We start from the raw sequence: 25,083 nt of genomic DNA on the forward strand, positions 1-25,083 counted from the left end.
ATTTAAAAAAATGACAAGTTTTCTGCAATGAATTACAAGCACCTAGAAAAATTGGAGCGTATCAAACAGAGGAATCTGAAGGGATTTCCAGCAAGAAATACCCGGATATTACTATATATGAGGAGGAGAAACATGCGTAAGAAAAAAACGATGGATGGAAATACAGCAGCAGCTTATATTTCCTATGCATTCACGGAGTTAGCCGCAATATATCCAATCACCCCCAGCTCAACGATGGCCGAACTAGTCGACCAATGGGCGTCACAGGGCAAGAAAAATATATTTGGTCAACCTGTATCGATTACAGAAATGCAATCAGAAGCTGGTGCGGCTGGAGTTGTCCATGGTGCGTTGAAAACGGGTGCACTGACTACAACGTATACAGCATCACAAGGCTTGCTGTTGATGATCCCTAATATGTATAAAATTGCCGGAGAATTATTGCCGGGCGTTTTTCATGTAGCGAGCCGAGCAGTGACGACCAACGCGTTAAATATCTTTGGCGACCATGGCGATGTCATGGCGGCACGTCAAACGGGTTTTGCGATGCTGCAAGAAAGCAGTGTGCAAGAAGTGATGGATTTGTCCGCCGTAGCACATTTAGCCGCAATTGAAGGCAGCCTTCCTTTCATGAACTTTTTTGACGGATTTCGGACGAGCCATGAAATTCAAAAAGTGGAAGTCCTTGATTATGAAGAATTGGCTCCCCTGGTCGATCAAGAAAAACTGCGCGCTTTCCGCAAACGCAGCATGAATCCTAATCACCCAATGATCAGCGGGACCAATCAAAATCCTGACGTTCATTTCCAACAGCGGGAAACGGTCAATCGTTATTATGATGAGTTGCCGGCGATCGTACAAAAATATATGTTTGAGATCAATAAACTTCGTGGAACCAACTACGATCTAGTAACTTATTATGGTGCAGAAGATGCAGAAGAAGTTATCGTTGCGATGGGTTCTGTTGCTCAAACAATCGAACAGACAGTGGATTATTTAAATGCGAATGGCCGTAAAGTCGGATTTTTGAATATCCATCTGTATCGTCCGTTCCCAACGGAAAACTTTTTAGAAAAATTGCCAGCTACAGTCAAATCAATTGCGGTGTTGGATCGTTCAAAAGAACCTGGAGCAGATGGAGAACCTCTTTTATTAGATGTTCAAAGTGTGATGTATGAGGCAGATGTTCGGCCGAAAGTTATCGGCGGACGTTTTGGCTTAGGCTCAAAAGATGTGACGCCAGATCAAATCATCGCCGTTTATGATGAACTGTCAAAAGACAAGAAGACAGCGAAAAAACGGTTTACGATTGGAATCGTTGACGATGTGACAAATATGTCATTGGAAAAAAGAGAAGTTGTTGATTTAACTAATCCAAATACGTTCCAAGCAAAATTCTGGGGATTTGGCTCTGATGGGACAGTTGGCGCGAACAAATCAGCGATCAAGATTATCGGTGACCATACGGATAAATATGCTCAAGGCTATTTTAGTTATGATTCAAAAAAATCCGGCGGACTAACGGTTTCTCATTTGCGCTTTGGTGACACACCGATCCGTTCAACGTATCTTGTTGAAAGTGCTGATTTTATCGCGTGTCATACGCCAGCATATATTCATACTTATGATTTATTGAAAGGCTTGAAACCGGGCGGGATCTTTTTGATGAATTCTATGTGGAGCGATGCCCAGATCGATAAATTACTGCCTGCGAAGATGAAACGTTACATCGCTGAAAATGACATTAAATTTTATACAATCAATGCCGCAAAATTGGCGATGGAAGTCGGACTTGGTTCACGAATCAACACTGTGATGGAAACCGCATTCTTTAGTTTGACAGGGATCATTCCATTTGATGAGATTTTGCCGATCTTGCGAGCTGAAGCTGATAAAAGCTATCGTCGCAAATCGTTGGAAATCGTAGAAAAAAATATCGCGGCAATCAATCAAACGGTCGAATTGCTGCACCAAGTACAAGTTCCTGCGACTTGGCGGACCGTTGAAATACCTGAAAAAGTTCGTAAAACTCCAGTTTCTCAATACGTGGAACAAATTGTCGAACCGATCAATTCACAGCAAGGAAATGATTTGACTGTAAATGATCTTGTAGCAAATGGGATGACGGATGGAAGCATTCCAACTGGGACGGCGAAATTTGAAAAACGGGGTGTTGCGCTAGAAGTTCCTCACTGGATCAGTGATCGCTGCACGATGTGTAATGAGTGCTCCTTTGTTTGTCCGCATGCGGCAATTCGGCCGTTTTTAGCAGATGACGAGGAAATGGAAGAAGCACCAGCAGGCTACATCGTTCGCGAAATGCGCGGTGCTGACGGGATGAAATACCGCATCCAAGTTTCAGTTGAAGATTGCACAGGCTGTGGATTATGTGTTGAAGCGTGTCCTGCAAAAGACAAAGCATTGGTCATGAAACCTTACGAAGAAGAAAAAGAACAAGCGATCAATTGGGCCTTTTCGATGACGCTGAAACAAAAAGCTAACCCTGCAAAAACAAATTCTGTTATCGGATCGCAATTCAATCAACCGCTGCTTGAGTTTTCAGGCGCATGTTCTGGTTGCGGCGAAACACCGTATGTTAAATTGATGACACAAATGTTTGGTGCTCGAATGATGATCGCCAACGCGACAGGCTGTTCATCTATTTGGGGCGCAGCAGCACCAGTCAGTCCCTATACAACGAATGAAAAAGGTCAAGGTCCTGCGTGGTCTAATTCATTATTTGAAGACAATGCTGAATATGGTTACGGTATGTTTTTAGCAAATCAAACGCGGCGAAAAGAGTTGGCTGATAAAATCAGTGATGTCTTAGATACTGTTTCTGAACCTTTACGCAATCTGATGGAGGACTGGATGGATCATATGTCCGAATCAGAAGGAACGCAGCAGCGGGCAACGAAATTGACAGCAGCGCTTGAAGCAGAAGGCACTGCTGATCCTAAATTAGCAGATATTTATGATAACCGCGATTTGTTCGTCAAAACGAGTCAATGGATGTTCGGTGGCGATGGCTGGGCATATGATATCGGCTTTGGCGGGATCGATCACATCTTGGCAAGTGGTGCGGATGTGAACATTTTAGTCATGGATAATGAAGTCTATTCAAATACTGGCGGTCAGACTTCTAAAGCAACACCGGCTTCAGCTATTGCGAAATTCTCTGCCGGCGGTAAATATCAGTCTAAAAAAGATCTAGGGATGATGGCGATGACATACGGCAATGTTTATGTCGCGCAAATCGCATCAGGTGCAAACCAAATGCAAACAATCAAAGCTTTAGAAGAAGCAGAGAAATTCCCTGGACCATCATTGATCATCGCTTATACGCCATGTATCAATCATGGATTGCGCGGCGGGATGAGTCAAACATTGAAAGAAGCTAAAGAGGCTGTCAACTCAGGTTATTGGTCATTGTATCGCTTTAATCCTACACAACGCGAAAAAGGAAAAAATCCGATGTCATTGGATTATAAAAAACCTGATTTTGCCAACATGATCAGCTTCATGAAGCAACAGACTCGCTTCTCAGCATTAGAAAGAATCCAGCCTGATGATGCGCAGCGTCTATACCAAAAGACGGTCGATGATGCACAGACTCGTTTTTACAACTATGCACGATTAGCTGGACAGGAAGAAAAGATCCGTGCAAAATTGGAAGGAACGAAAGTCGCTGTTGGCGTCGCTGCTGAGGCGAAACCAACTCGCGAACGTACAGTGGATCCAGAAGCGGAAGCGCGCCGTGCTGCCCGCAGAGCCGCTCGAGCTGAGAAACGCAACAAGTAGTGAAAGTTTTGAAGAGCCTTAGTTTACTAGGGCTCTTTTTCTGTTCAATTCTTATGCCAGAACTGTACCACTGTGGTATAATTGTAGAGAATTTTGGATAGAAAGAGAGGTTATCTATGCCTAATCGTCTAATTGAATTATTCAAACCGGAATATTGGCTTAGCTTTTTTTCTGAGAATCTTTCAACCTGGGATATTATCGTCAACCTTTTAGATATATTTGTCGTTTGGTTTTTGATCTATCGTTTGTTTGAACTTGTTCGCGGAACAAAAGCCGTCCAATTAATCAAAGGTGTGGCGATTTTTATTGGGATCCGAATCGTGGCGGAATTGATCGGGTTGCACACATTGTCGTGGTTGATGAACCAAATCATTACATACGGTGTGATTGCGGCAATCGTAATTTTCCAGCCAGAAGTTCGACGCGGACTAGAACATTTAGGGCGGAGTTCTTTCTTTAAAACGACAAAGAAAGAAGAACGCGACGATGAGCGGATGATTCTGGCTTTTGACAAAGCGATTCAATACATGTCCAAAAGGAAAATCGGCGCATTAGTAACGATTCAACGTTTTACTGGATTGGAAGAATACATTGAAACGGGAATCGATCTGGACGCAGATATCACCGGTGAATTATTGATCAATATCTTTATACCGAACACGCCTTTGCATGATGGCGCTGTGATCGTTAGAAACGGTAAAATCGCTGTTGCTTCAGCCTATCTGCCTCTTTCAGACAGCATGTTTATTCCAAAAGAATTTGGAACGCGCCATCGGGCTGCGGTAGGGATTAGCGAAGTCAGCGACGCACTGACCTTTATTGTTTCTGAGGAGACTGGCGGCGTTAGTATCACACTGAATAATGAATTTCTGCATGATCTATCTCAAGAAGAATATTTAGCTGTGATGCGGCGAGAATTATTGCCGGATGAAAAAAATATTGGTAAAAAGAGTCTCTTGCAAACCTTTTTGGAAGGATTGACTAAAGGAGGCCAGAAATGAGAATTAAATTTAAAAAAAGCAATGTACCGTATATGCTGATCTCATTATTGTTTAGTTTGATTCTGTTTTTTAATGTGAACAGCCAAAGCTTCAGCCGTTTGATCTCATCTGAAACCAATTATGAAGAAGCACTTCAAAATGTACCAATCAACGTTGAGTATGATTCGGATGAATATTTTGTCCACGGTTTCTCGTCAACTGTTTCAGTTAAGTTGAGCGGTGCAAATCGAATTCAGCTAAATCGGGAAGTTGACCCGGATACGCATAATTTTAGTGTCGTAGCTGATTTAACGAAATTATCGACAGGAACACATGAAGTTCGCTTAAAAACAAAGAACTTATCCAGCTCGCTTGTTGCAACGATCGAACCAGAGACTATCTCGGTTACGATCGAGAAAAAAGTGACGAAGCAATTTGATGTGTCGCCGATTTTAAGCAGCACAACTAATAATTCCGGTTTAGAGATTGGCCAGATGTCTGTCGAGCCAACGAAAGTCAAGATCACGACCGGCGAAAGTACGATGAAAGAAATCGATCGTGTAGTCGCGTCAGTAGACAGCAGCAAACTGACTGCGGATCAAAAGAGCATTCGCGCATCTGTTCAAGCGTTGAATGCCAGCGGAGAAGCGTTGCCGATCCAGTCCGATCCGCAAAATGTTACGATCAATCTTGAGATTCAGACACCAAGCAAAGAAGTATCACTTTATCCGATCCAAGAAGGAGCGCTGCCTTCAACGATCGAAAGTGTCAAGATCACCTTGAATCGTTCAAAAGCAACGATTGCCGGTGCAGAATCAGTAATTGATCAAATAGACAGTATCGGAATACCAGTCGATGTCAGTCAAATACAAGGGACCGTTAAAAAATTGGTCGATATACCAGTCGCTGGAAATTATCAAGTTAATCCTAAAACGGTGAACGCGCAAGTGACACCGGTATTCAAGAAATCACAAGAAACAGAAACTAGTAGTACAGATCAGTCTGACGCATCGACAGAAGCATCCAAAAATTCAAGTGAAGCTTCAAGCTCTTCTGAAACAAGTACCACTCAAACGACGAGTGATCAAGAAGCGGCGACAGACCAATCAACGAACTAGATGGAGAAGGGAAATATAATTTAATGGGTAAATATTTTGGAACGGACGGCGTACGCGGAATCGCGAATAAGGAATTAACGCCGGAATTAGCATTTAAATTAGGACGATGCGGCGGGTACGTATTAAGCCAACATCATACAAGTGAAGAACGTCCGCGGGTTTTAGTCGGGCGCGACACACGTATTTCTGGGGAATTATTAGAAACAGCGTTGATCTCTGGATTGTTATCTGTTGGGATCGAAGTATTCCAACTAGGTGTTATTTCAACGCCAGGTGTGGCGTATTTGACAAGACTACAAAAAGCTTCGGCAGGTGTCATGATCTCTGCTTCTCATAACCCCGCAGAAGACAACGGCATCAAATTTTTTGGCGGCGACGGTTTCAAATTAGTCGATGAACAAGAAGCTGAGATTGAAGCGTTGATCGATGCAGCTGAAGATACATTGCCTCGTCCATCTGCTGAAGGACTTGGAACATTGGATGAATTTCATGAAGGTTTATTGAAATACTCACAATTTTTGGTCCAAACAATTTCAGGTGATCTATCAGGTCTGACTGTCTGTGTCGATGCAGCAAATGGTGCGACTTCGACAAGTGTCGATCGTTTATTTGCAGATTTAGAAACAGACTTCTATACGATGGGGACGTCACCAAACGGCTTGAATATCAATGCCGGCGTTGGCTCGACCCATCCTGAAACATTGGCAAAAATGGTAGTTGAAAAAGGTGCAGATGTCGGTCTGGCTTTTGATGGCGACGGCGACCGAGTGATTGCGGTGGACGAGTTAGGAAATATCGTTGACGGCGACCGAATCATGTTTATCTGTGCTAAATATTTAGCTGAACGCAAACGGTTGAAAAAAGATACCGTAGTGACGACAGTTATGAGCAATCTAGGTTTTCACAAAGCAATCGAAGAAATTGGGTTAGCGGATGTCATCACTCAAGTTGGCGACCGTTATGTCGTTGAGGAAATGCGCAAAAATGAGTACAATCTTGGCGGCGAACAATCTGGTCATGTCTTGTTCTTGGATTATAATACGACTGGTGATGGCATGTTGACTGGCGTTCAATTATTGAATATCATGAAACAAACTGGCAAGAAGCTATCTGAACTTGCGGGAGAAGTAACGATCTATCCGCAAAAGTTAGTCAATATTCGTGTGAGCGATAAATATGGTGCAATGGATGTTCCAGCTATTAAAAAGGCGATTGAAGAAGCAGAAGCTGAGATGAATGGCGATGGCCGTATCTTAGTTCGACCTTCAGGAACAGAACCATTATTGCGAGTAATGGCAGAAGCGCCTACCGATGAAAAAGTTGAATACTACGTTGAAAAAATCGCGGCGGTTGTCCGTGAAGAAATCGGTTTAGACTAGCTAAACGAGGTTATGATGGAAGTGAACAGTTTTAAGAAATTTTTGGCTTATTACTTAAAACTGCTTCTGTCACAACGTTTATTCAGAAAAAGAAGAGGGATGACAAACTTTTGTCATCCCTCTGTTTTATTAATAATGACGTTTCCAAAAAAAGCGGACACTTGCGAAATAGATTAGACTATTTTTTGCAAGTGTCCGCTTTTTGATTTATTCTACAGTAACTGATTTTGCTAAGTTACGTGGTTTGTCGACATCATAGCCGCGTAATAAGGTTGCGTAATAAGCAATCAATTGTCCGGGGATAACAGAAACAAGCGGACGTAAGAATTGGTGAACGATCGGTAAAATAATTTGATCGCCTTCTTTGCTCAATTCTTCTGAAACGATGACCAATGTATGAGCACCGCGGCTCTCTACTTCCCGCAGATTTCCACGAGTATGAGGAGCAGTCACTGCTTCAGTGATGATTCCGATAACCGGTGTGCCTTCTTCGACCAAGGCGATTGTTCCATGTTTTAGTTCGCCAGCTGCAAAACCTTCTGCTTGAATGTAAGAAATCTCTTTTAATTTTAGAGCAACTTCCATCGAAACATAATAATCTTCTGAACGTCCGATATAAAAAGCGTTCCGAGTCGTTGCTAAGTATTCTTTCGCCAATTCTTCGATCATTGCTTTTTCAGAGATCATGACATCCATCGCGTTGGCTGCGATCCCTAATTCTTTCGTTAAATCGAATTCTTTGGCTGCTACAATTCCTTTTGCTTGTCCAACAGCTTTAGCTAAGACAGTTAGTGCTGCAATTTGAGCCGTATAGGCCTTAGTTGAAGCCACCGCGATTTCAGGTCCAGCGTGTAATAACATCGTGTAGCTTGCTTCACGCGATAAGGTAGAGCCTGCGACATTCGTTATTGTAAGTGCAGGATGCCCTAATTCGTTCGTTTTAACTAACACTTGACGGCTGTCTGCTGTTTCACCGCTTTGAGTTAAATAAATGAAGAATGGTTTTTTTGAAAGGAGCGGCATGTTATAACCGAATTCACTCGACAGATGAATCTCAACTGGAATATCTGCTAAGCCTTCAATGATTTGTTTGCTTGCCCAACCGGCGTTGTTACTTGTACCGCAAGCAACGATGTAAATACGATCACTCGCTAATAAGCTTTGTAATAAGTCGTTGTCGATTACGACGGTTCCTGTTTCATCAGTATATTCACTGATGATCCGACGCATCGTTGCAGGTTGTTCATCGATTTCTTTCAACATGTAGTAAGGATAAGTACCTTTTTCCATATCAGAAAGATCGATTTTTGCTTCGTAAGGGGCACGTTGAATCTCATTGCCGTTTTCGTCTTCGATCTCAACATGTTCTTTTGTTACGATGACCATTTCGCCATCATTGATCTCAACAAATTGATTGGTTTGTTCTAACATAGCCATTGCATCGCTGCAGACAACATTGAAGCCGTCGCCTAATCCAATCAATAACGGACTTTTATTTTTTCCGACGTAAATCGTTTCACGATCATTTTTGTCGATCAAACCGAAAGCGTAAGAACCGTGGATCTCTTTCAACGCTTTTCGAAAAGCGTCTTTAGTCGAAAGACCTTGATCAGCAAAATATTCGACTAAGTGAACAGCAATCTCTGTATCGGTTTCGCCATAAAAAGTATCATTTGCTAAATATTCTTCTTTTAAATCATCATAATTTTCAATCACACCATTATGAACTAATACAAAGCGCTTACTTTGTGAAGTGTGAGGATGAGCGTTTTCTTCACTTGGTTCGCCGTGAGTTGCCCAGCGTGTATGACCGATTCCGATTGTACCGTGAACGTCTTCGCCGATTTTGCCGGCTAACTCTTTGATTCGTCCTTGTGATTTGATCAAGAAATCTTCGTTTTGATCTGCTACAAAAATACCAGCAGAGTCGTATCCACGATATTCTAATTTCTCCAATCCATTAACTAAAATACTTGTTGCTTGCGCATTTCCTACGATTCCTACAATTCCACACATAATGTTTTCCTACTTTCCTAGCATTATATGTTTCCGAGCTGTCTGACCATTTTTTTGTTCTTTTATAAAGTTTTTGTAATGATCTGTAGAGCACAGCTGCCCTGAAGCCACCCGCCGAATCCTTCGATTAACTTCTTCCTCGTCACCCTTGAAAGGGGTCTGGCGCTATCTTATTGGTACGTTTAAGATTTTTTTGTTTTATTATCGGAAACAAGGACTAATATAATATAAACTTTCCGACTAGTCAAATATTTTTTTATTTTTATCGAATTGGTATATATGTAATTTGTGAAAAAAGCTAAGAAGGTTGATTTGTTTCTGCGTTTCATCTATTAGAAGAATAGGTTAGAATGGAAGAGTATTATTTACAGAGATTCTGCTTGATAGGCGGAGTTGTAAGGAGTTTGGCACAAAAGAGGAGGAAATTTGAATGAATCAACTAGAGAATTTAACGGTCGGAGAATTACGTAAATTTTTAGCACAGCTGACGAATGATCCAGAAGTCACGGATGAAACCAAAATCTTTTTAGATACCGGCTGGGATAGCATCCAAGAAATCAGTCCAGATGCTTTGAGTATTGAAGCCGCACAAGCATTTAAAATTGAAGATCCTTTGACCCATGAATTTTTCGGCGGGTATTCTTTATTGGAGAAAGCTGAAAAGATGAAAGGCGAAGGCCCGATAGAAAAAGTTTTAGTTATCCGCAATTTATATTAAAATTCGGATTCAAGGTCATTTTCCGGCAAAAAACAGCTGTACGTTAAAGAGATATGTCCAAAAAAATCGGAAATAGGTGCATTCAAAAGTATTCGTACGAATGAGGAGGAAAACGATGAATAAAAGACGGTGGGCTGCTATTGGTATTGCAGTAATCTTATTGATTTTATCTGGGATAGCGTCAGCAGTCAGCAGCAAAAAAGACGAAAAAAAAGAACTTAGTCAAGTCAATGAATTATTGTATGGGACAAACGAAGTACAAGAAAAAACAGAAGAAACTGGCTCAAATAATCAAAAAATCGTCAAACTAGTAGTAGAAGGTGCAATTATTGATGATGGAACCAGTGGTCTGTTCTCGACTGGCGGATACAACCATGAATCCTTCATGCAACAATTGGCGAAGATCAAAAATGATTCTAAAGTCAAAGGAATCTTGTTGGAAATCAATTCTCCAGGAGGATCTGTGTATGAGACTGCTGAGATCACTCGTGCGTTGAAGGAGCTTCAAGCATCTAAGGAGATCCCAATTTATGCTTCGATGGAAAGCCAAGCAGCAAGCGGCGGCTATTACATTGCGGCCAATTCGGATAAAATCTACGCGACTGAAGACACGATGACCGGTTCGATTGGGGTTATCATGTCTAGTATGAACTATTCCGGATTAATGGAAAAAATCGGTATCAGCGATACGACAATCAAGAGCGGTGCGTTAAAAGATATTGGTTCCTCCTCGCGTCCACAAACAGAGGAAGACAAAGAAGTCTTGCAAGCTTTTGTTGACAGCATGTATGGTCGTTTTGTAAAAACAGTCGCGGAAGGACGCGATATGAATGAAGCCGATGTGCGCAAGTTGGCGGACGGCAGAATTTATGATGGGGCACAAGCGGTCGAAAACGGCTTAGTCGATACACTTGGTTATCCCGATCAAGCGCTAAAAGCACTGAAGAAAGATAAAAATTTGAGTGATGCAAAAGTTGTTTCTTATACTAGCGGATCGACCAATTTTATGAATACTTGGCTAGGCAATAGTTTGGCAGAACTTCAAGGAATCAAACCTTCACAAGAAGAATTAGTCAGAAATATCGTTGAAAGTGTCGGTACGCCTCAAGCGCCTAAAGCAATGTATCTTTACGGAGGTGAGTAAGTATGAACGAAGAAACCAGCCAAAAACCGGCAGTTGGACCGGTGACACGCTTACTGGAAAAACAAAATCGGCGGCCGCAGTTTCATGATTATCCTAATTATTTCTATGCCGGTTTTTTGATTCGGTTGTTTGCTTATTTATTAGATTTACTATGTATTTCTGCGGTGACAGGGCTTTTGCTGGGTTTGCCCGCGAATTTATTTGGTTTGACAAAAAGCACTGAATTGTTAAGTGTATACGGATCGTTGACACTTCTGATTTATTTGGCGTATTTTATTTTGTTGACAAAATTAAATCATGGACAAACGATTGGAAAAATGGTGTTTGGTATCCGAGTCATCTGCTTTACTGAAGAAGAATTAAGTTGGCAAACAGTTTTGATCAGAGAAGGGGCTTGCCGATTTGTTCTGCGTGGATCATTTTTTATGATTGGGTATCTTGTAACGATTTTTACAGCGAACAAACAGCACATCGGCGATTACTTTTCCGATACCAGTGTGGTAACCATAAACTTATTAGCAGCTAGAGAGGGCTTTATTAAAGAATGAATCCGATAGAATTTCCCAATAATGATCAATATTATTTAGCGCTGGCCGAAGAAGCATTTTCAGCCGGCAACTATCAGCAAGCGTTAGAAAATTATCAACTTGCTTATCAAGAAAATCCTTCGCCGAAACTCAATCGTTTGATCGCAAGTTTGGCGCTAGAACAAGGTGAATTTGCTGAGGCATTAGAATATGCAAATGAAGCAGCCGACAGTTATCTTGAAAATGCTGAAACAGTCGATTTGTATTTGCAGGTCCAAGCATATTCAAAAAATTTTTTTGCTGCGCGTGAATTTTTATGGCGGGCGCAAAAGGATCAGCTGCTGACCGAAGAACAAAACGAACTTTGGCTGCTGCGGATCGATGATCAAGAAGCGTTTTATCAAAGACAGCAGCAAACGTTACTTAAACAACTTGAGGAGCAACTTAGTCAATTACCAACATTAATGCCGATGGAGCAGTTGATGCTGGTCCGCAAAATCAAACAGCTTCCAGAAGAACGTTTGAGATCATTAGCTGAAGCATTCATGATTGATCCTAAAGTAGCTCCGTTAGTTCGCAGCTATTTATTTGAAAGCTTGGCACGCGTGGGGGTTGCTGATAAAGTCCGCTATTTGACCATTCAGGCTGAGATCGTGGAGTTGTCACCAGCAGAGACTGGATTTGATGTAACTTTACAAACTGAGATTGAAACGCGGCTGGATGAAAAGCTGAGTGATAATGATCCGATTCTTTTAGCTAACATATTAGAACAAGTCAAGTTAGAAATGGCTTTTTTATATCCATTGCAGCCGGCTTATCTAAAGCCAGAAGCTTGGGCTTCCAGTTATCTAGCTGATTATTTGGATGAAGCAGAGGCGCTTGACGAAACGATCGAAGCAATCCGTGAAAAAATCAAGCAGCTGATGTTTGATTACCATTAAAAAATGCCGATAGTAAAAGCTTTATATTTACATTTTATAATCAGTAGTGTAATATTTAATGGTATGCAAAATGCAAGTATATTAGTATTCGGAGGGAACAAACGTGACTGTAAATTTTGAAAAAACAGGCACCAATGATGGTGTGTTAACATTTTCAATTGAACAAACTGAGATTCAAAAAGGATTAACAAATGCATTCAACAAAGTGAAAAAAAATCTTAATGTACCTGGCTTCCGTAAAGGAAAAGTATCTCGTCAAGTATTTAACCGGATGTATGGTGAAGAAGCATTATATGAAGATGCGTTAAACGACGTATTGCCAACTGCTTATGAAGCTGCTGTAAAAGAAGCTGGGATCGATCCAGTCGCTCAACCAAAAATTGACGTAGACAGCATGGAAAAAGGCGAATCTTGGGTCATCAAAGCAGAAGTTACTGTAAAACCTGAAGTAAAATTAGGCGACTACAAAGAACTTGAAGTTCCTAAACAAGATGTAGAAGTAAATGAAGCTGACGTAGATGCTCGTTTGAAATCAGAACAAGAATCTCAAGCAGAATTAGTCATCAAAGAAGACGAAGCCGCTGAAAATGGCGACACAACTGTTATCGATTTTGAAGGTTTTGTCGGAGACGAAGCATTTGAAGGCGGTAAAGGTGAAAACTATTCACTTGAATTAGGTTCTGGCTCATTCATTCCTGGCTTTGAAGAACAATTAGTTGGTCACAAAGCAGGTGAAAGCTTAGACGTAACAGTTACTTTCCCAGCAGACTACCAAGCTGAAGATTTAGCAGGTAAAGAAGCTATCTTCAAAGTAACGATCCATGAAGTAAAAGCAAAAGAATTACCTGAATTAGACGATGATTTTGCTAAAGATGTTGATGAAGAAGTAAATTCTTTAGACGAATTAAAAGCAAAATATCTTGAAGAATTAACAAAACAAAAAGAAGAAGCCGCAAAAGAAGCAAAAGACGAAGCAGCAATCAAACAAGCCGTTGAAAATGCTGAAATCGTAGACCTTCCGCATGTAATGGTTCATGACGAAGTTCATCGTTCAATGGATGAATTCCTAAACAACATGCAACGTCAAGGAATCTCACCAGAAATGTACTATCAATTAACTGGTTCTACTGAAGAAGATCTTCATACACAATTTGAAGGCGAAGCTGAAAACCGTGTGAAGACAAACTTAGTAATGGAAACAATCGTTGAAGCGGAAAAAATCGAAGCAACAGAAGAAGATATCGCTAAAGAAATCAAAGAATTAGCAGATATGTATCAAATGCCAGAAGAACAAATCCGTCGTGTCCTAACAGAAGACATGATCGAACATGACATCAAAATGAAAAAAGCAGTTGAACTAGTAACTGGAACAGCCGTAGAAAAATAAGTTTAGCGACTAGACTTTTTGTCTCTTAGTAGCGAAGACTAAATAAATTTTTAAGTATGCAGCATGAAACTATGCTGCATACTTTTTTATGTCTTATACTCTTTTGGCAAAGATAATTTGGCCGAAAAGTGCTGGAAATATGAAGGTTTAGCTTGGTACGCAAAATAATCAGAGAAGTTCTCGGTTTTTCGAGAACTTTTTTCTTTAGAAATTCTTTCTAAATTTCTTCGGATTCTTTGTCTTTTTAGGGCTTTATGTTATTATAGATAAAGACTGCAATCGTGGAAACACTTGTAGAGAAAGAAACAAGAGGTGAAAACCATGTATGAGAGCACAGGCGCAGGTGAAACAGTCCGCTGTTCATTTTGTGGAAAGACCCAAGAAGAAGTAAAAAAAGTCGTTGCAGGTCCGGGTGTTTACATTTGTAATGAATGTATCGACCTTTGTAAAGAGATCATAGATGAAGAATTCCATGAAGAAGCTATTCGTGAGTTTATTGATGTACCAAAACCTAAAGAATTATTAGATGTTTTAAATCAATATGTGATTGGACAAGATCGTGCGAAAAAAGCATTGTCCGTTGCTGTGTACAATCATTACAAACGAGTAAATGCTGAAAATGATGGAGTTGACGAAGTTGAATTGCAAAAGAGCAATATTTGTTTGATCGGGCCGACTGGTTCGGGTAAAACATTTTTAGCGCAAACTTTGGCAAGAACGTTGAACGTACCATTTGCGATCGCAGATGCTACTAGTTTGACTGAAGCCGGCTATGTCGGTGAAGACGTTGAAAACATTCTATTAAAGCTGTTACAATCTGCTGATTACAATGTTGAACGTGCTGAAAAAGGGATCATTTATATCGATGAAATCGATAAGATCACCCGCAAGAGTGAAAATGTCTCAATTACCCGTGATGTTTCAGGTGAAGGCGTTCAGCAAGCATTGCTTAAAATTCTTGAAGGCACGATTGCCAGCGTACCACCGCAGGGAGGACGCAAGCATCCGCATCAAGAATTCATCCAAATCGATACAACAAATATTTTGTTTATCGTTGGTGGTGCGTTTGACGGGATCGAAACAATCGTTAAGAACCGTCTAGGCGAAAAAACGATTGGCTTTGGTCAAAACAATAAAAAGCTTGATGAAAACGAAAGTGTTATGCAGCAAATCATCCCTGAAGATTTATTGAAATTTGGGTTGATCCCAGAATTCATCGGGCGGTTGCCGGTTACGACAGCATTAGAAAAACTAACGACAGAAGACTTGGTTCGTATTTTGACAGAACCAAAAAATGCGTTGGTTAAACAATATCAAAAATTACTTTCTTATGATGAGACTGAATTAACTTTTGATGCGGATGCACTGAACGCGATTTCCGAAAAAGCGATTGCTCGTAATACAGGTGCACGCGGGTTGCGTTCAATCATTGAAGATGTGATGATGGATGTCATGTTCGACATTCCTTCAGATGAATCGATTGAAAAAGTCATCGTTACAAAAGATTCTGTTGAGGGATCGGGTAAACCAATTATCAAGTATCACAACGATACAAAAAAAGCAGGTTAACGAATGAAGGGTTCACAAAGTAATTTGTGGACCCTTTTTGAAAGGCGTGGAAGAATGAAAGTGCATAATGCAGAGATCGTCATCAGTGCGGTCTCACCTAAACAATATCCTGAAACTGAATTGCCTGAGATTGCTTTGGCGGGTCGCTCGAATGTTGGTAAATCTTCTTTTATCAATACATTGATTGATCGCAAGAACCTGGCACGGACTTCAGGAAAACCTGGGAAAACTCAGACTTTAAATTTTTATTTGATCGAGAATGCTTTGCATTTTGTCGACGTACCTGGTTACGGCTACGCGAAGGTTTCTAAGACAGAACGGGCAAAATGGGGCGAGATGATCGAGACCTACATTACTACTCGCGAACAGCTGCGGGCAGTGGTCTCATTAGTTGATTTGCGTCATGATCCTAGTAAAGAAGATATCCAGATGTATGAATTTCTGAAGTATTACGATATCCCTGTGATTGTGGTTGCGACGAAGGCGGATAAAATCCCGCGTGGAAAATGGAACAAACATACGAGCGCGATCAAGAAAAAACTAGATTTTGATTCCAATGATACCTTTATTCTATTCTCTTCTGAAACAAAAAAAGGGAAAGAAGAAGCCTGGCAAGCAATTGAAGCTGCAATCGAAAAGGACCGAGCTTAAGCTCGGTCCTTTTTTTTGTCTGATGGTTCTATTTTTGGTTTTAAGAACTTTTGAATATCTTCGTCCTTCTGTACTTTTTTATCTGGATCAACTACAAAAGATTCAAATAATTTATCCAAATCATCGGTTTTTTCAAATTTTAAGCCCATTTGAGCACCTCCATTTTTAAGTTTTAACATAATTCATTATAGTATACAATTTTTTAAAACTTAGTAATCAATTTTATAGGGATTTTTTAATCTTTACGATATAATTATAATAGATAAATAGGAAAGGGGAAGGCAATGGGAAAAAATCAATTATACTGTGTTAGTCAGCTGCATGATTTAAAACAAGAAGATATCCGATTGAAAATGGAAGACTGGCTAATTATGAGCCGTCTATTGCTGGAACCGGCTGAAATGTCGATCAACGGAAAAGATCAGGCGTTTGATCAGCGAATTTTGCAACAGCTGATTGCTGAATTTGGTCTGAATGAAGATTATTGGCTTCAATTACAAAATGACGAAGAAGAAACGACTATTCATCTGATGGGGGATCGACTATTTGAAAAAAGTATCATCAATGAGACTAATTTTTATTATTGGGAAAAGGTCTATCTAGATTACTTGAAAACACGCTTGATCGAACACGGTTCTTTCGCTTACATGCGCTCTTATGCGGAGTATTTGTATCACAATACGAGCGAATTAGCGAAACGGCGTTCATTTGAAACGGCAGAAGAGACTAAGACGTTGGCTAAAATGAAAGGGCTTAACGGAGATATCGTTGTCGATTGTAATGTTTTTCCAGGGTACGATGTCTTTTATAAAGGTGTTTGTTTGACAGCTTGCTGGCGGTTATTTTTAGGTGCGCCTTACAAAACATTGTTTGCCAAGCAACTGTTATTAGAGATCCAGCAAGTCGAACAAGTGGCAGAACTTGGCGAAGGCGTCTTTTTTGAATTGCACAAAGATCCATTTCAATGGCAGGAAGCAGCAAACTTAAAGTTTCAGCAGTTGTTTCGTGATCAATTAGGCATCCCGCAACTATCTTATACCAATGGAGTCGGATTATTAAAACAGCCATATATCGAATTTGCTTTTGAAGATACAGTGATCCAAACAGTCCAATATCAAAATGAACGATTTCAACCAACTGAAAAGCGCAATGCTTCTTATTTTGTGACACGCACATATAATTTTTTAACTGATCAGTACCGAGTTAACCGAATGAAGGGCGGGTTAAATGCGCTGGCCTATTTTCCGTGGATCGATGATAAAAGCGAGCGGATGATGAATTATCATATTTTGTATCCTGAGTTAACGTTGGATCAGGGCTTAGCGGCTTTTGAATATTATATTCGTGATTCAATGGAATTTGAGATCCATGACAAGCGTTACAAGGAGTATACCGCCATCTTGCAATTGTTTATCCCGAAAAAAGCTTTCTTAGATTTTCCTTCGGAAGAATTGAGGCGAGCCTTAAACGACATTACGATCCACCAGATCAGTCGTAAAAATGATTCGCTCACTTTTTCGTTGGAGAAAGAGTCGAAACACTTGATCGTTTCCTTTATCGATCAAAAGAAAGTCGCATTAAAAAATCAATTAGATATACTTGAGATTTGAGAGGAGAGGTTTATTATGGATCAAAGATACATTAAGATTATGGGCAGTTGTTTATTGATTGTTGGGCTGATATTTATGTTGCCGCTTGCGACATTGGCGATTCCATTATCAATTACCGTATTTTTTATCGGTATCGTTTTATTCGCGGTCAAACCAAAACCTCAACCGGTCCGTGTTCGCAGAAAAGATCGCTGGATGTAATAAAAAAGCAACCATTTCACTAAATTAAAAGATCCGTCCTCATTTTGAGAACGGATCTTTTTGAGTTATTTAGCTACCGGTTTTTTAACTAAACCGTAGATGATTCCTGAAACGATTGCGCCAATTGCGATGAATAAAAGATAAAGCAAAGGATGACTTAATAGGAAGACTACGAAGATCCCGCCATGAGGTGCAAGTAATTTGATCCCAACTGCACCGACTAAACCGCCAGCTAGAGCAGAACCGACAACAAAACTTGGAATGACACGAATTGGATCAGCAGCCGCAAATGGAATCGCGCCTTCTGTTACGAAAGATAATCCCATGATGATGTTTGTCAAACCAGCATCCACTTGGCTTTTTTCGAATTTATTTTTGAATAAACGTGTAGCAACAAAAATTGCTAATGGGGGAACCATTCCGCCTGCCATCACTGCGGCCATCACGATCGAACCGCCTTGTGCGACGCTTGAAGCTAAGGTTGCTGTACCGAAGACATAAGCCGCTTTATTGATCGGCCCGCCTAAGTCAACTGCCATCATCCCACCAAGTAAGGCACCAAGTAAAATAGCGTTAGATCCGCTAAGACCAGTCAAGAAGCCATTTAAGCCATCGTTAATTGCTTTCATCGGAACATTGACTAAAAGCATCAAGAAGCCTGTAATCAATAAGCCGAAGAAAGGATAAAAGAGAATCGCTTTGATTCCTTCAAGTGATTTTGGCAAGTTTTTAAAGAGTTTCTTCAAGAAAATAATGACATAACCAGCTAAGAAACCGCCAATCAAAGCACCTAAGAATCCTGCACCGCCAGCATTTGCTAAAGCACCGGCAGAAAAACCGACAATCAAACCTGGACGATCAGCGATACTAGAAGCGACGAAACCAGCAAGGACAGGGAGCATGAAACCAAATGCGGCGCTGCCGATTTGATTAAACCAACTCGCGGCTTGATTGTAATTACCAAGATTTGCTAATTCAGATTGGGGAACACCCATGAATTGGTCAATCATAAATGATAAAGCAATCATAATCCCGCCGCCGATAACAAATGGCAACATGTGGGAAACACCATTCATCAGATCTTTGTAGATTCGTTGACCGAGTGTTCCGTTATCACTCTCATCTTCGGCAGCAGCCTCTTCGCTGTTTCCGTGATAAATAGGGGCTTTACCGCTTAGTGCTAAATTGATCAATTCTTCTGGTTTGCGAATCCCGTCGCTGACTGGACGATTGACTAATTCCTTGCCATTGAATCGATTCATTTCAACTTTTTTATCAGCAGCAACGATGACGCCTTCTGCACGAGCAATATCTTCTTCGGTCAAGCGATGCTTGATGCCTTCAGAACCATTTGTTTCGACTTTGATGTCGATACCCATTTCTTTGGCTTTTTTCTTCAGAGCGTCTTCTGCCATATAAGTGTGGGCGATCCCAGTAGGGCAGGCGGTTACTGCGACGATGTAGCGTCGGTTCGTATCATCTTCTTGACTTTTTTCAGCTTCGGCTTTTTCTTCCGCGGCTTTCGCTTTTTCAGCAGCTTCAAAAGTTGCTTGAACTTGGTCCGGTGTTTCAGCAGCTTTTAGTTTTGTAACAAAATCAGGATCGATCAATAGTCTTGATAAAGCGGCCAAAGCTTGAAGATGGGTGTCATTTGCCCCTTCTGGAGCGGCGATCATAAAGAATAAATAAGTTGGCTGTCCATCTAATGCTTCATAATCTACTCCGGTTTGACTTTTTGCGAATAAAACGGTCGCTTCTTTTACTGAACTATTTTTTGCATGAGGCATCGCAATGCCATCACCTAGTCCAGTTGAAGTTTGAGCTTCGCGTTTTAAAATACCTTCTTTATACACATCGATATCTGAGATTCGACCGGCGTCATACATTTTTTGAACCATTTCATCGATTGCAGCTTCTTTAGTCACAGCCTGCAAATCCATGATCATGGCATCTTTGATCAATAACTCTTTAATATCCATCATAATTCCTCCGATTTCTAAATTGCTACATATTTTTAACAGAAAGCAAGGCGAAAACTATTTGACTTGTGTGATCTGTACTTCTGGTAATAATTCTTGGATAAAGTCGGCTGTTGCTAAATCATCTGAAAAAGTTGTGGCACTGCCGCATGCAACGCCCCATTTAAATGCTTCGACAGGATCTTGTGTCTTAGTGAAATTGCCGACAAAGCCTGCGATCATTGAATCACCGGCACCGACTGAATTTTTAACTGGTCGTTTTAAAACATTCGAACGATAGATCCCATCTTTAGTAAATAGCAACGCGCCGTCACCTGCCATAGAAACTAATGCATGCTGTGCGCCTTCATCCAGCAGACGTTGACCGAAAGGATAAATATCCTCAACAGAATTGAAAGTTGTCTGATACAACTCAGCTAATTCATGATTGTTTGGTTTGACTAGTAGTGGCCCTTTTACTAAAGCGTCCATCAAATCAGACCCCGTAGTATCGATGACAAAAGCTGCCTCTTGTGCTTTGATGATCTCAATCAACTCTTGATAAAATCCAGTTGGAACACTGGCGGGTTTGCTGCCAGACAAAACAACGATATCGGCTGAAGTCAGGTTTGCTAAAACTTTTTTTAGTTCAGCCATTTCGTTAGCAGAAACACGTGGGCCTTGACCGTTGATCTCAGTTTCTTCGTGGGCTTTCAATTTGATATTGATTCGTGTGTCGTCAGCCACTGTCGTAAAGTTTGTTTTGATCGTCTCACGTTCCAGCCATTCATTGATGAAGTCTCCGGTGAAACCACCAATAAATCCTAAAGCGGTCGAGTCGTGATCGATTCGTCTTAAAATGCGGGAAACATTGATTCCTTTACCGCCAGGCAATTTTAAATCGTTTTTCATTCGATTGACTGCGCCAATTGTCAGTTGATCGACGTGAACGATATAATCGATCGATGGGTTTAGTGTCACTGTATAAATCATACATAAACCTCCTTCAAGGTAGTTTGTTCTGTGATTTGATCACGGATAATCAAAGGACAGGTGTCGGTGAGGATTGAAGCTGCTGATAAAGGTGCGACACTGACAAAGCTAGTTTGATTAAATTTGCTGTGATCGACTAATACAAAAGCTTCTTCAGCTTGTTGGATTGCCGCTCTTTTTAAAATAGCTTCTTCTGGATCGGGAGTAGAGTAGCCGCTGTCTATCTGGACGCCATTCATTCCCATAAACGCTTTATTGAAGCGATATTGTTTTAATTGTTCTAGCGCTTGAGAACCAACAACGGCATCAGTCGTCAGTTTTATTCGTCCGCCAAGTACAATCACGGCAATTTGAGCTTCGACTAAACGTGCAGCAAGGCCAACCGAATTTGTCACAACAGTAACTGTTCGCTTTTTCATAAACGGGATCATTTCAGCAGTTGTCGAACCAGCATCTAAATAGATAACGTCGCCATCGGTGATGAAATCAGCTGCGTATTCAGCGACTAGTTTCTTTTGCTGAACGTTTTTGGCTGATTTTTCGATCATGCCGAGCTCTTGTTCTAAATGTTGCGGGCGTTTGGCACCGCCGTGGATACGTTCTAGCAAACCAAGTTCTTCTAATTCGTGCAGATCTCGCCGAATTGTCGATTCAGACGAGTCTAACCATTGAATCAAATTTTGTAATTTTACTAAGCCGTCACGTTCTAGCCATTCAATAATTTTTCTGTGTCGCTCTTCTGTAAGCATTTTCAAACCCTCCTTCAACTGAAATAGTAGCATAATTTTTTTTACAATACAACCGAAAACGGTCATAAACGTTCACGAACGTTAAAAAAGAAAATTCAGTCCGTCTTAGTTTAAAGGGATTCCTATTTTCTGTATGATAGAAATGGAGGTGAGGGGGATGAAAAAACAAACGATTTTACAAGGATTTGAATGGTATCTTCCTGCTGACGGCACTCATTGGAATACTTTAGCTGAAAAAGCAGAAGAGTTACGTGGCTTAGGAATCAGTGCGATTTGGCTGCCGCCAGCATATAAAGGTGCGGCAGGAGCAGAAGATACAGGTTACGGAACGTATGATCTTTATGATCTTGGCGAGTTTGATCAAAAAGGCAGCATTGGCACTAAGTATGGAACAAAAGAAGACTATTTAAACAGTATCGCTGCGTTAAAAAAAGCTGGATTAAAGATTTATGCGGATATTGTTTTTGATCACTTCATGGGTGCGGATGAAACGGAAATGGTTTCAGCGGTTTCCTATCAGTTTGACGATCGGACTAAACCGAGTTCTGACGAAGAAGAGATAGAAGCTTGGACAAAATTTACATTTTCAGGTCGCCAAGGGAAATACAATTCATACCAATGGAATTGGGAAAATTTTTCTGGGGTTGATTATGATGCTCGTGAAAAGGACCATGCAATTTTTAATTTTAACAACAAAGGTTGGGAAACTAAGGTCGATGATGAGAAAGGCAACTTTGATTATTTGATGGGCTGCAATCTGGATATGGAAAATCCAGCAACGATCGAACAATTAGATCAGTGGGGGAAGTGGTATCAAGAGCTGACGGATGTGGATGGTTATCGTTTGGACGCAGTAAAACATATTCGATTTGATCTATTTGTCGATTGGCTGTTGAATCGTCGAAAAGAAAAGGGGGAAGAACTATTTGTTGTCGGGGAGTATTGGTCCGATGAGCTAGAGAAACTGCAGGAATATTTAGAATCATCAGGAAATCTGATTACGCTTTTTGATGTACCGCTGCACTTTAATTTGCTGCAAGCATCCTCATCGCTGGGAAAATTCGATATGCGGCAGATTTTTACCGGTACTTTGATTGAGACACGACCAGACTGGGCAGTAACGTTTGTCGATAATCATGATACCCAGCATGGACAAAGTTTGGAATCTTGGATTGAAGGCTGGTTCAAACTGCAAGCTTATAGCTTGATTTTATTGAGAAATGAAGGAATACCCGTGATTTTTTGGGGCGACCTTTATGGTACTAAAAATGTTGAGGCTGTCGGTAACGGCTTGAATGCTTTGGTTAAATTACGAGAAGAATTAGAGTTTGGAAATCAAACAGACTACTTTGATGATCCCAGTGTGATCGGCTGGACCTTAACGGGAGAATTTGATCAATTGGACTCAGGGGCGGCAATTATTATGACCGATGCACAAGGCGGTGAAAAAACGATGACTGTCAGCGCGATTCATGAAGGCGCGACCTTTGTCGATTTATTAGGAAACAACGAAGCAAAAGTTACCTTAGATGCAAATGGTCAAGGAGTATTCCCCGTAAATGACGGACAAGTATCAGTCTATGTAAATGAAAAGTTAGCAAAAAAAATCCGAGGGTGAGTTTAACTCAGTCTCGGATTGCTTTGTCTTGTTTTTTCGCAATCGCGGCATTGGAGCGGTTGCGGATTTGTTTTTTGATTTTTTGCGTGTGTCCTTCATCGGTTAAAATCATCAGCAAGTCCCCAATTTTCATGACTGTATCGCCATGGGTAAGTATCTCAGCTGAGCCGCGGCGAATCGAGATCAATAACATTTCTTTAGGCCAATTGAAATCGCGGACCATCGTTCCATCTAATGTACTTTCAGCAGTGACCGGAATTTCGATCACAGTCTTATTTCCTGTGATACTAGGCAGATGTCCAGTCAGCAAACGTTCAAGCAATGATTCATAGATGGGATTTCCTCCTAATAGATCATTGATGACGTATGCAGTCAGTGAACAAACCGCTAGCGGCATTAGATGAGTGATGTTACCAACCATCTCGGTGACTAAAATAATAGCAGTTAAAGGCGCTTTACCGATTGCGGTGAAATAGCCAGCCATAGCAAAAATAGCGAAATCACTGATCAAGACAGAATCTATCCCAAACCATAGGTGTAAAACAGTGCCATAAATGCCACCAATCAGCGCCCCTAAAGTCAGGATCGGCAAAAAAATACCGCCGGGAAGGTTTGCACCGTATGAAATCATTGAAAAAATAAAGCGAAGTAAAAACAAAAGAATCAATAAACTTAATGAAAAATTCTTTTCACCGATCGCTAAAACGATTTGGTTTCCACCGCCTAAATAATGCGGAAATAAGAAAGCGACTGGAATGAGTAATAAAAAAGGAATGATTCCATAAAGATATTCTGGCAAGTACGATCGTTTATACAATTGCGGCAATGACAAAAGGACGACCTGATAGAGATAGCCAAGGAGACCTAAGATGATGCCTAGCAGAACTAATAATCCATAATATTTCAGCGGCAATGATGGGACGTTAGCAATAAATAAAACGGGTTTTAAACCAAAAAAATTAAGTGAAACTAAGTTTGCTGTCAGTGCTGCTGTTAGTGAAGTTAACCAAATCAACGGTGAGAAATGATGATGGACTTCTTCTATCACAAATAATAAGCCAGCGATTGGCGCGTTAAAGGCAGCACCTAATCCAGCAGCCGCACCGCTGGAAATAAAAATCTTTTTCTCAGAAGTTGAGGCATGGGTGTATTCACTGAATCCTTGGCCGACCATGGCACCTAGTTGGATCGATGGACCTTCACGACCAAGAAACAAACCGGAACCGACAGATAAGACTCCACCAACAAATTTTTTCCAAAGAACGGAAAACCAGTTCAATTTTATATCTCCTTGCAGTGTTCCTTCCACTTGAGGAATGCCGCTACCTTTGATGTTCGGCTCTGATTTTATCAAAAGACCGACGATAAACGCGATGCCCAGCATAACCAAACTCCACGGAATCAGTCCCAACGGATGTATTCGAAACCAGAGATAAAGCGTCACAATCTGTTCCATCATTTTTTCAATCAGCAGCCGAAACAAACTGACAACTACGCCGGCTAAAGCACCAATCAAAACACCTTTTAAAATAAAAACGACTTTTGTACCATCTAAACGTTTGATTTCATGTTCGTTTTTCATATCTTTCCTCCATAACCACTATCCAATTTAGCGCGAATTTCCAATAAAAACAAGACCGAATCAATGAATCCGTTTTTTTAAATTGTTGCTAGTGTCGCGAAACTTTCTGAGATGCTATAATAAAAAAGATTGAATAGAGAA

20 protein-coding genes are annotated in these 25,083 nt (G+C 40.8%); 14 read left to right on the top strand and 6 right to left on the bottom strand.

The features are described 5' to 3' along the window. Positions 1-132 precede the first annotated feature (132 nt). The 4 genes from nifJ to glmM all read left to right on the top strand — a co-directional run bounded on the left by nifJ (position 133) and on the right by glmM (position 7,278). Positions 133-3,801, top strand: coding sequence for a pyruvate:ferredoxin (flavodoxin) oxidoreductase (gene nifJ, locus FFM63_RS00140; RefSeq protein ID WP_137608316.1), 3,669 nt, complete (start codon positions 133-135; stop codon positions 3,799-3,801). A gap of 116 nt (positions 3,802-3,917) precedes the next feature. After that, positions 3,918-4,802 carry a diadenylate cyclase CdaA gene (cdaA, locus tag FFM63_RS00145; protein WP_137608317.1) on the top strand — a complete coding sequence of 295 codons (885 nt, stop codon included), beginning with the start codon at positions 3,918-3,920 and terminating at the stop codon, positions 4,800-4,802. Next, entirely contained in the window at positions 4,799-5,899 is a 1,101-nt protein-coding gene (locus tag FFM63_RS00150) for a CdaR family protein (protein WP_137608318.1), read from the top strand. The genes cdaA and FFM63_RS00150 overlap by 4 nt, the downstream gene beginning before the upstream one ends. Before the next feature lie 23 nt (positions 5,900-5,922). After that, positions 5,923-7,278 carry a phosphoglucosamine mutase gene (glmM, locus tag FFM63_RS00155; RefSeq protein ID WP_137608319.1) on the top strand — a complete coding sequence of 452 codons (1,356 nt, stop codon included), beginning with the start codon at positions 5,923-5,925 and terminating at the stop codon, positions 7,276-7,278. A 207-nt stretch (positions 7,279-7,485) separates the two neighbouring features. On the opposite strand, the gene glmS is transcribed toward glmM, so the two are convergent. Then, entirely contained in the window at positions 7,486-9,294 is a 1,809-nt protein-coding gene (gene glmS, locus FFM63_RS00160) for a glutamine--fructose-6-phosphate transaminase (isomerizing) (protein ID WP_137608320.1), read from the bottom strand. A gap of 430 nt (positions 9,295-9,724) precedes the next feature. Between glmS and FFM63_RS00165 the strand changes: the two genes are divergently transcribed. From FFM63_RS00165 to yihA, 7 genes are all read left to right on the top strand, one after another. Next, on the top strand, positions 9,725-10,012 hold the full coding sequence (locus tag FFM63_RS00165; RefSeq protein ID WP_137608321.1) for a hypothetical protein: 288 nt from the start codon (positions 9,725-9,727) through the stop codon (positions 10,010-10,012). A gap of 115 nt (positions 10,013-10,127) precedes the next feature. After that, a complete protein-coding gene (gene sppA / locus FFM63_RS00170) occupies positions 10,128-11,156 on the top strand; it encodes a signal peptide peptidase SppA (RefSeq protein ID WP_137608322.1) in 1,029 nt (342 codons plus the stop codon). A gap of 2 nt (positions 11,157-11,158) precedes the next feature. After that, complete coding sequence (locus tag FFM63_RS00175) at positions 11,159-11,704, top strand: RDD family protein (RefSeq protein WP_137608323.1); 546 nt, start codon at positions 11,159-11,161, stop codon at positions 11,702-11,704. Then, the gene (locus tag FFM63_RS00180; protein WP_137608324.1) at positions 11,701-12,624 is read left to right on the top strand and encodes a tetratricopeptide repeat protein; all 924 of its coding nucleotides are present in this window, start codon (positions 11,701-11,703) and stop codon (positions 12,622-12,624) included. The genes FFM63_RS00175 and FFM63_RS00180 overlap by 4 nt, the downstream gene beginning before the upstream one ends. 103 nt (positions 12,625-12,727) lie before the next feature. Continuing rightward, on the top strand, positions 12,728-14,011 hold the full coding sequence (gene tig, locus FFM63_RS00185) for a trigger factor (protein WP_137608325.1): 1,284 nt from the start codon (positions 12,728-12,730) through the stop codon (positions 14,009-14,011). 321 nt (positions 14,012-14,332) lie between these two features. After that, positions 14,333-15,580, top strand: a complete 1,248-nt coding sequence (gene clpX / locus FFM63_RS00190) for an ATP-dependent Clp protease ATP-binding subunit ClpX (protein ID WP_137608326.1) — start codon at positions 14,333-14,335, stop codon at positions 15,578-15,580. A gap of 54 nt (positions 15,581-15,634) precedes the next feature. Further along, the gene (gene yihA / locus FFM63_RS00195; RefSeq protein ID WP_137608327.1) at positions 15,635-16,231 is read left to right on the top strand and encodes a ribosome biogenesis GTP-binding protein YihA/YsxC; all 597 of its coding nucleotides are present in this window, start codon (positions 15,635-15,637) and stop codon (positions 16,229-16,231) included. On the opposite strand, the gene FFM63_RS09760 is transcribed toward yihA, so the two are convergent. Beyond that, positions 16,228-16,380 (bottom strand): SPJ_0845 family protein, encoded by a 153-nt coding sequence (locus FFM63_RS09760; protein ID WP_171000165.1) that lies wholly within the window; start codon positions 16,378-16,380, stop codon positions 16,228-16,230. The genes yihA and FFM63_RS09760 overlap by 4 nt on opposite strands. Before the next feature lie 135 nt (positions 16,381-16,515). Here FFM63_RS09760 and FFM63_RS00200 point away from each other — a divergent pair, with 135 nt between their 5' ends. Beyond that, positions 16,516-17,841 carry a hypothetical protein gene (locus FFM63_RS00200; protein WP_137608328.1) on the top strand — a complete coding sequence of 442 codons (1,326 nt, stop codon included), beginning with the start codon at positions 16,516-16,518 and terminating at the stop codon, positions 17,839-17,841. Positions 17,842-17,856: 15 nt separating this feature from the next. Next, positions 17,857-18,042, top strand: a complete 186-nt coding sequence (locus tag FFM63_RS00205) for a hypothetical protein (protein ID WP_137608329.1) — start codon at positions 17,857-17,859, stop codon at positions 18,040-18,042. A 65-nt stretch (positions 18,043-18,107) separates the two neighbouring features. On the opposite strand, the gene FFM63_RS00210 is transcribed toward FFM63_RS00205, so the two are convergent. Genes FFM63_RS00210 through FFM63_RS00220 form a run of 3 tightly spaced genes read right to left on the bottom strand, consistent with a single transcriptional unit; the run spans position 18,108 to position 21,742 of the window. After that, positions 18,108-20,021, bottom strand: a complete 1,914-nt coding sequence (locus FFM63_RS00210; protein ID WP_137608330.1) for a PTS fructose transporter subunit IIABC — start codon at positions 20,019-20,021, stop codon at positions 18,108-18,110. Between the two features lie 57 nt (positions 20,022-20,078). Further along, the gene (pfkB, locus tag FFM63_RS00215; protein ID WP_137608331.1) at positions 20,079-20,993 is read right to left on the bottom strand and encodes a 1-phosphofructokinase; all 915 of its coding nucleotides are present in this window, start codon (positions 20,991-20,993) and stop codon (positions 20,079-20,081) included. Continuing rightward, positions 20,990-21,742 (bottom strand): DeoR/GlpR family DNA-binding transcription regulator, encoded by a 753-nt coding sequence (locus FFM63_RS00220; RefSeq protein WP_137608332.1) that lies wholly within the window; start codon positions 21,740-21,742, stop codon positions 20,990-20,992. The genes pfkB and FFM63_RS00220 overlap by 4 nt, the downstream gene beginning before the upstream one ends. Before the next feature lie 157 nt (positions 21,743-21,899). On the opposite strand from FFM63_RS00220, the gene FFM63_RS00225 reads away from it, so the two are divergent. Beyond that, entirely contained in the window at positions 21,900-23,360 is a 1,461-nt protein-coding gene (locus tag FFM63_RS00225) for an alpha-amylase (protein ID WP_137608333.1), read from the top strand. A 7-nt stretch (positions 23,361-23,367) separates the two neighbouring features. Here the strand turns inward: FFM63_RS00225 and FFM63_RS00230 are convergent, their stop codons facing one another. Next, complete coding sequence (locus FFM63_RS00230; protein WP_137608334.1) at positions 23,368-24,942, bottom strand: ClC family H(+)/Cl(-) exchange transporter; 1,575 nt, start codon at positions 24,940-24,942, stop codon at positions 23,368-23,370. Positions 24,943-25,083 lie beyond the last annotated feature (141 nt).

The organism is Enterococcus pingfangensis (genome assembly GCF_005405205.1).
In the GTDB taxonomy this organism is placed as follows: domain Bacteria; phylum Bacillota; class Bacilli; order Lactobacillales; family Enterococcaceae; genus Enterococcus_A; species Enterococcus_A pingfangensis.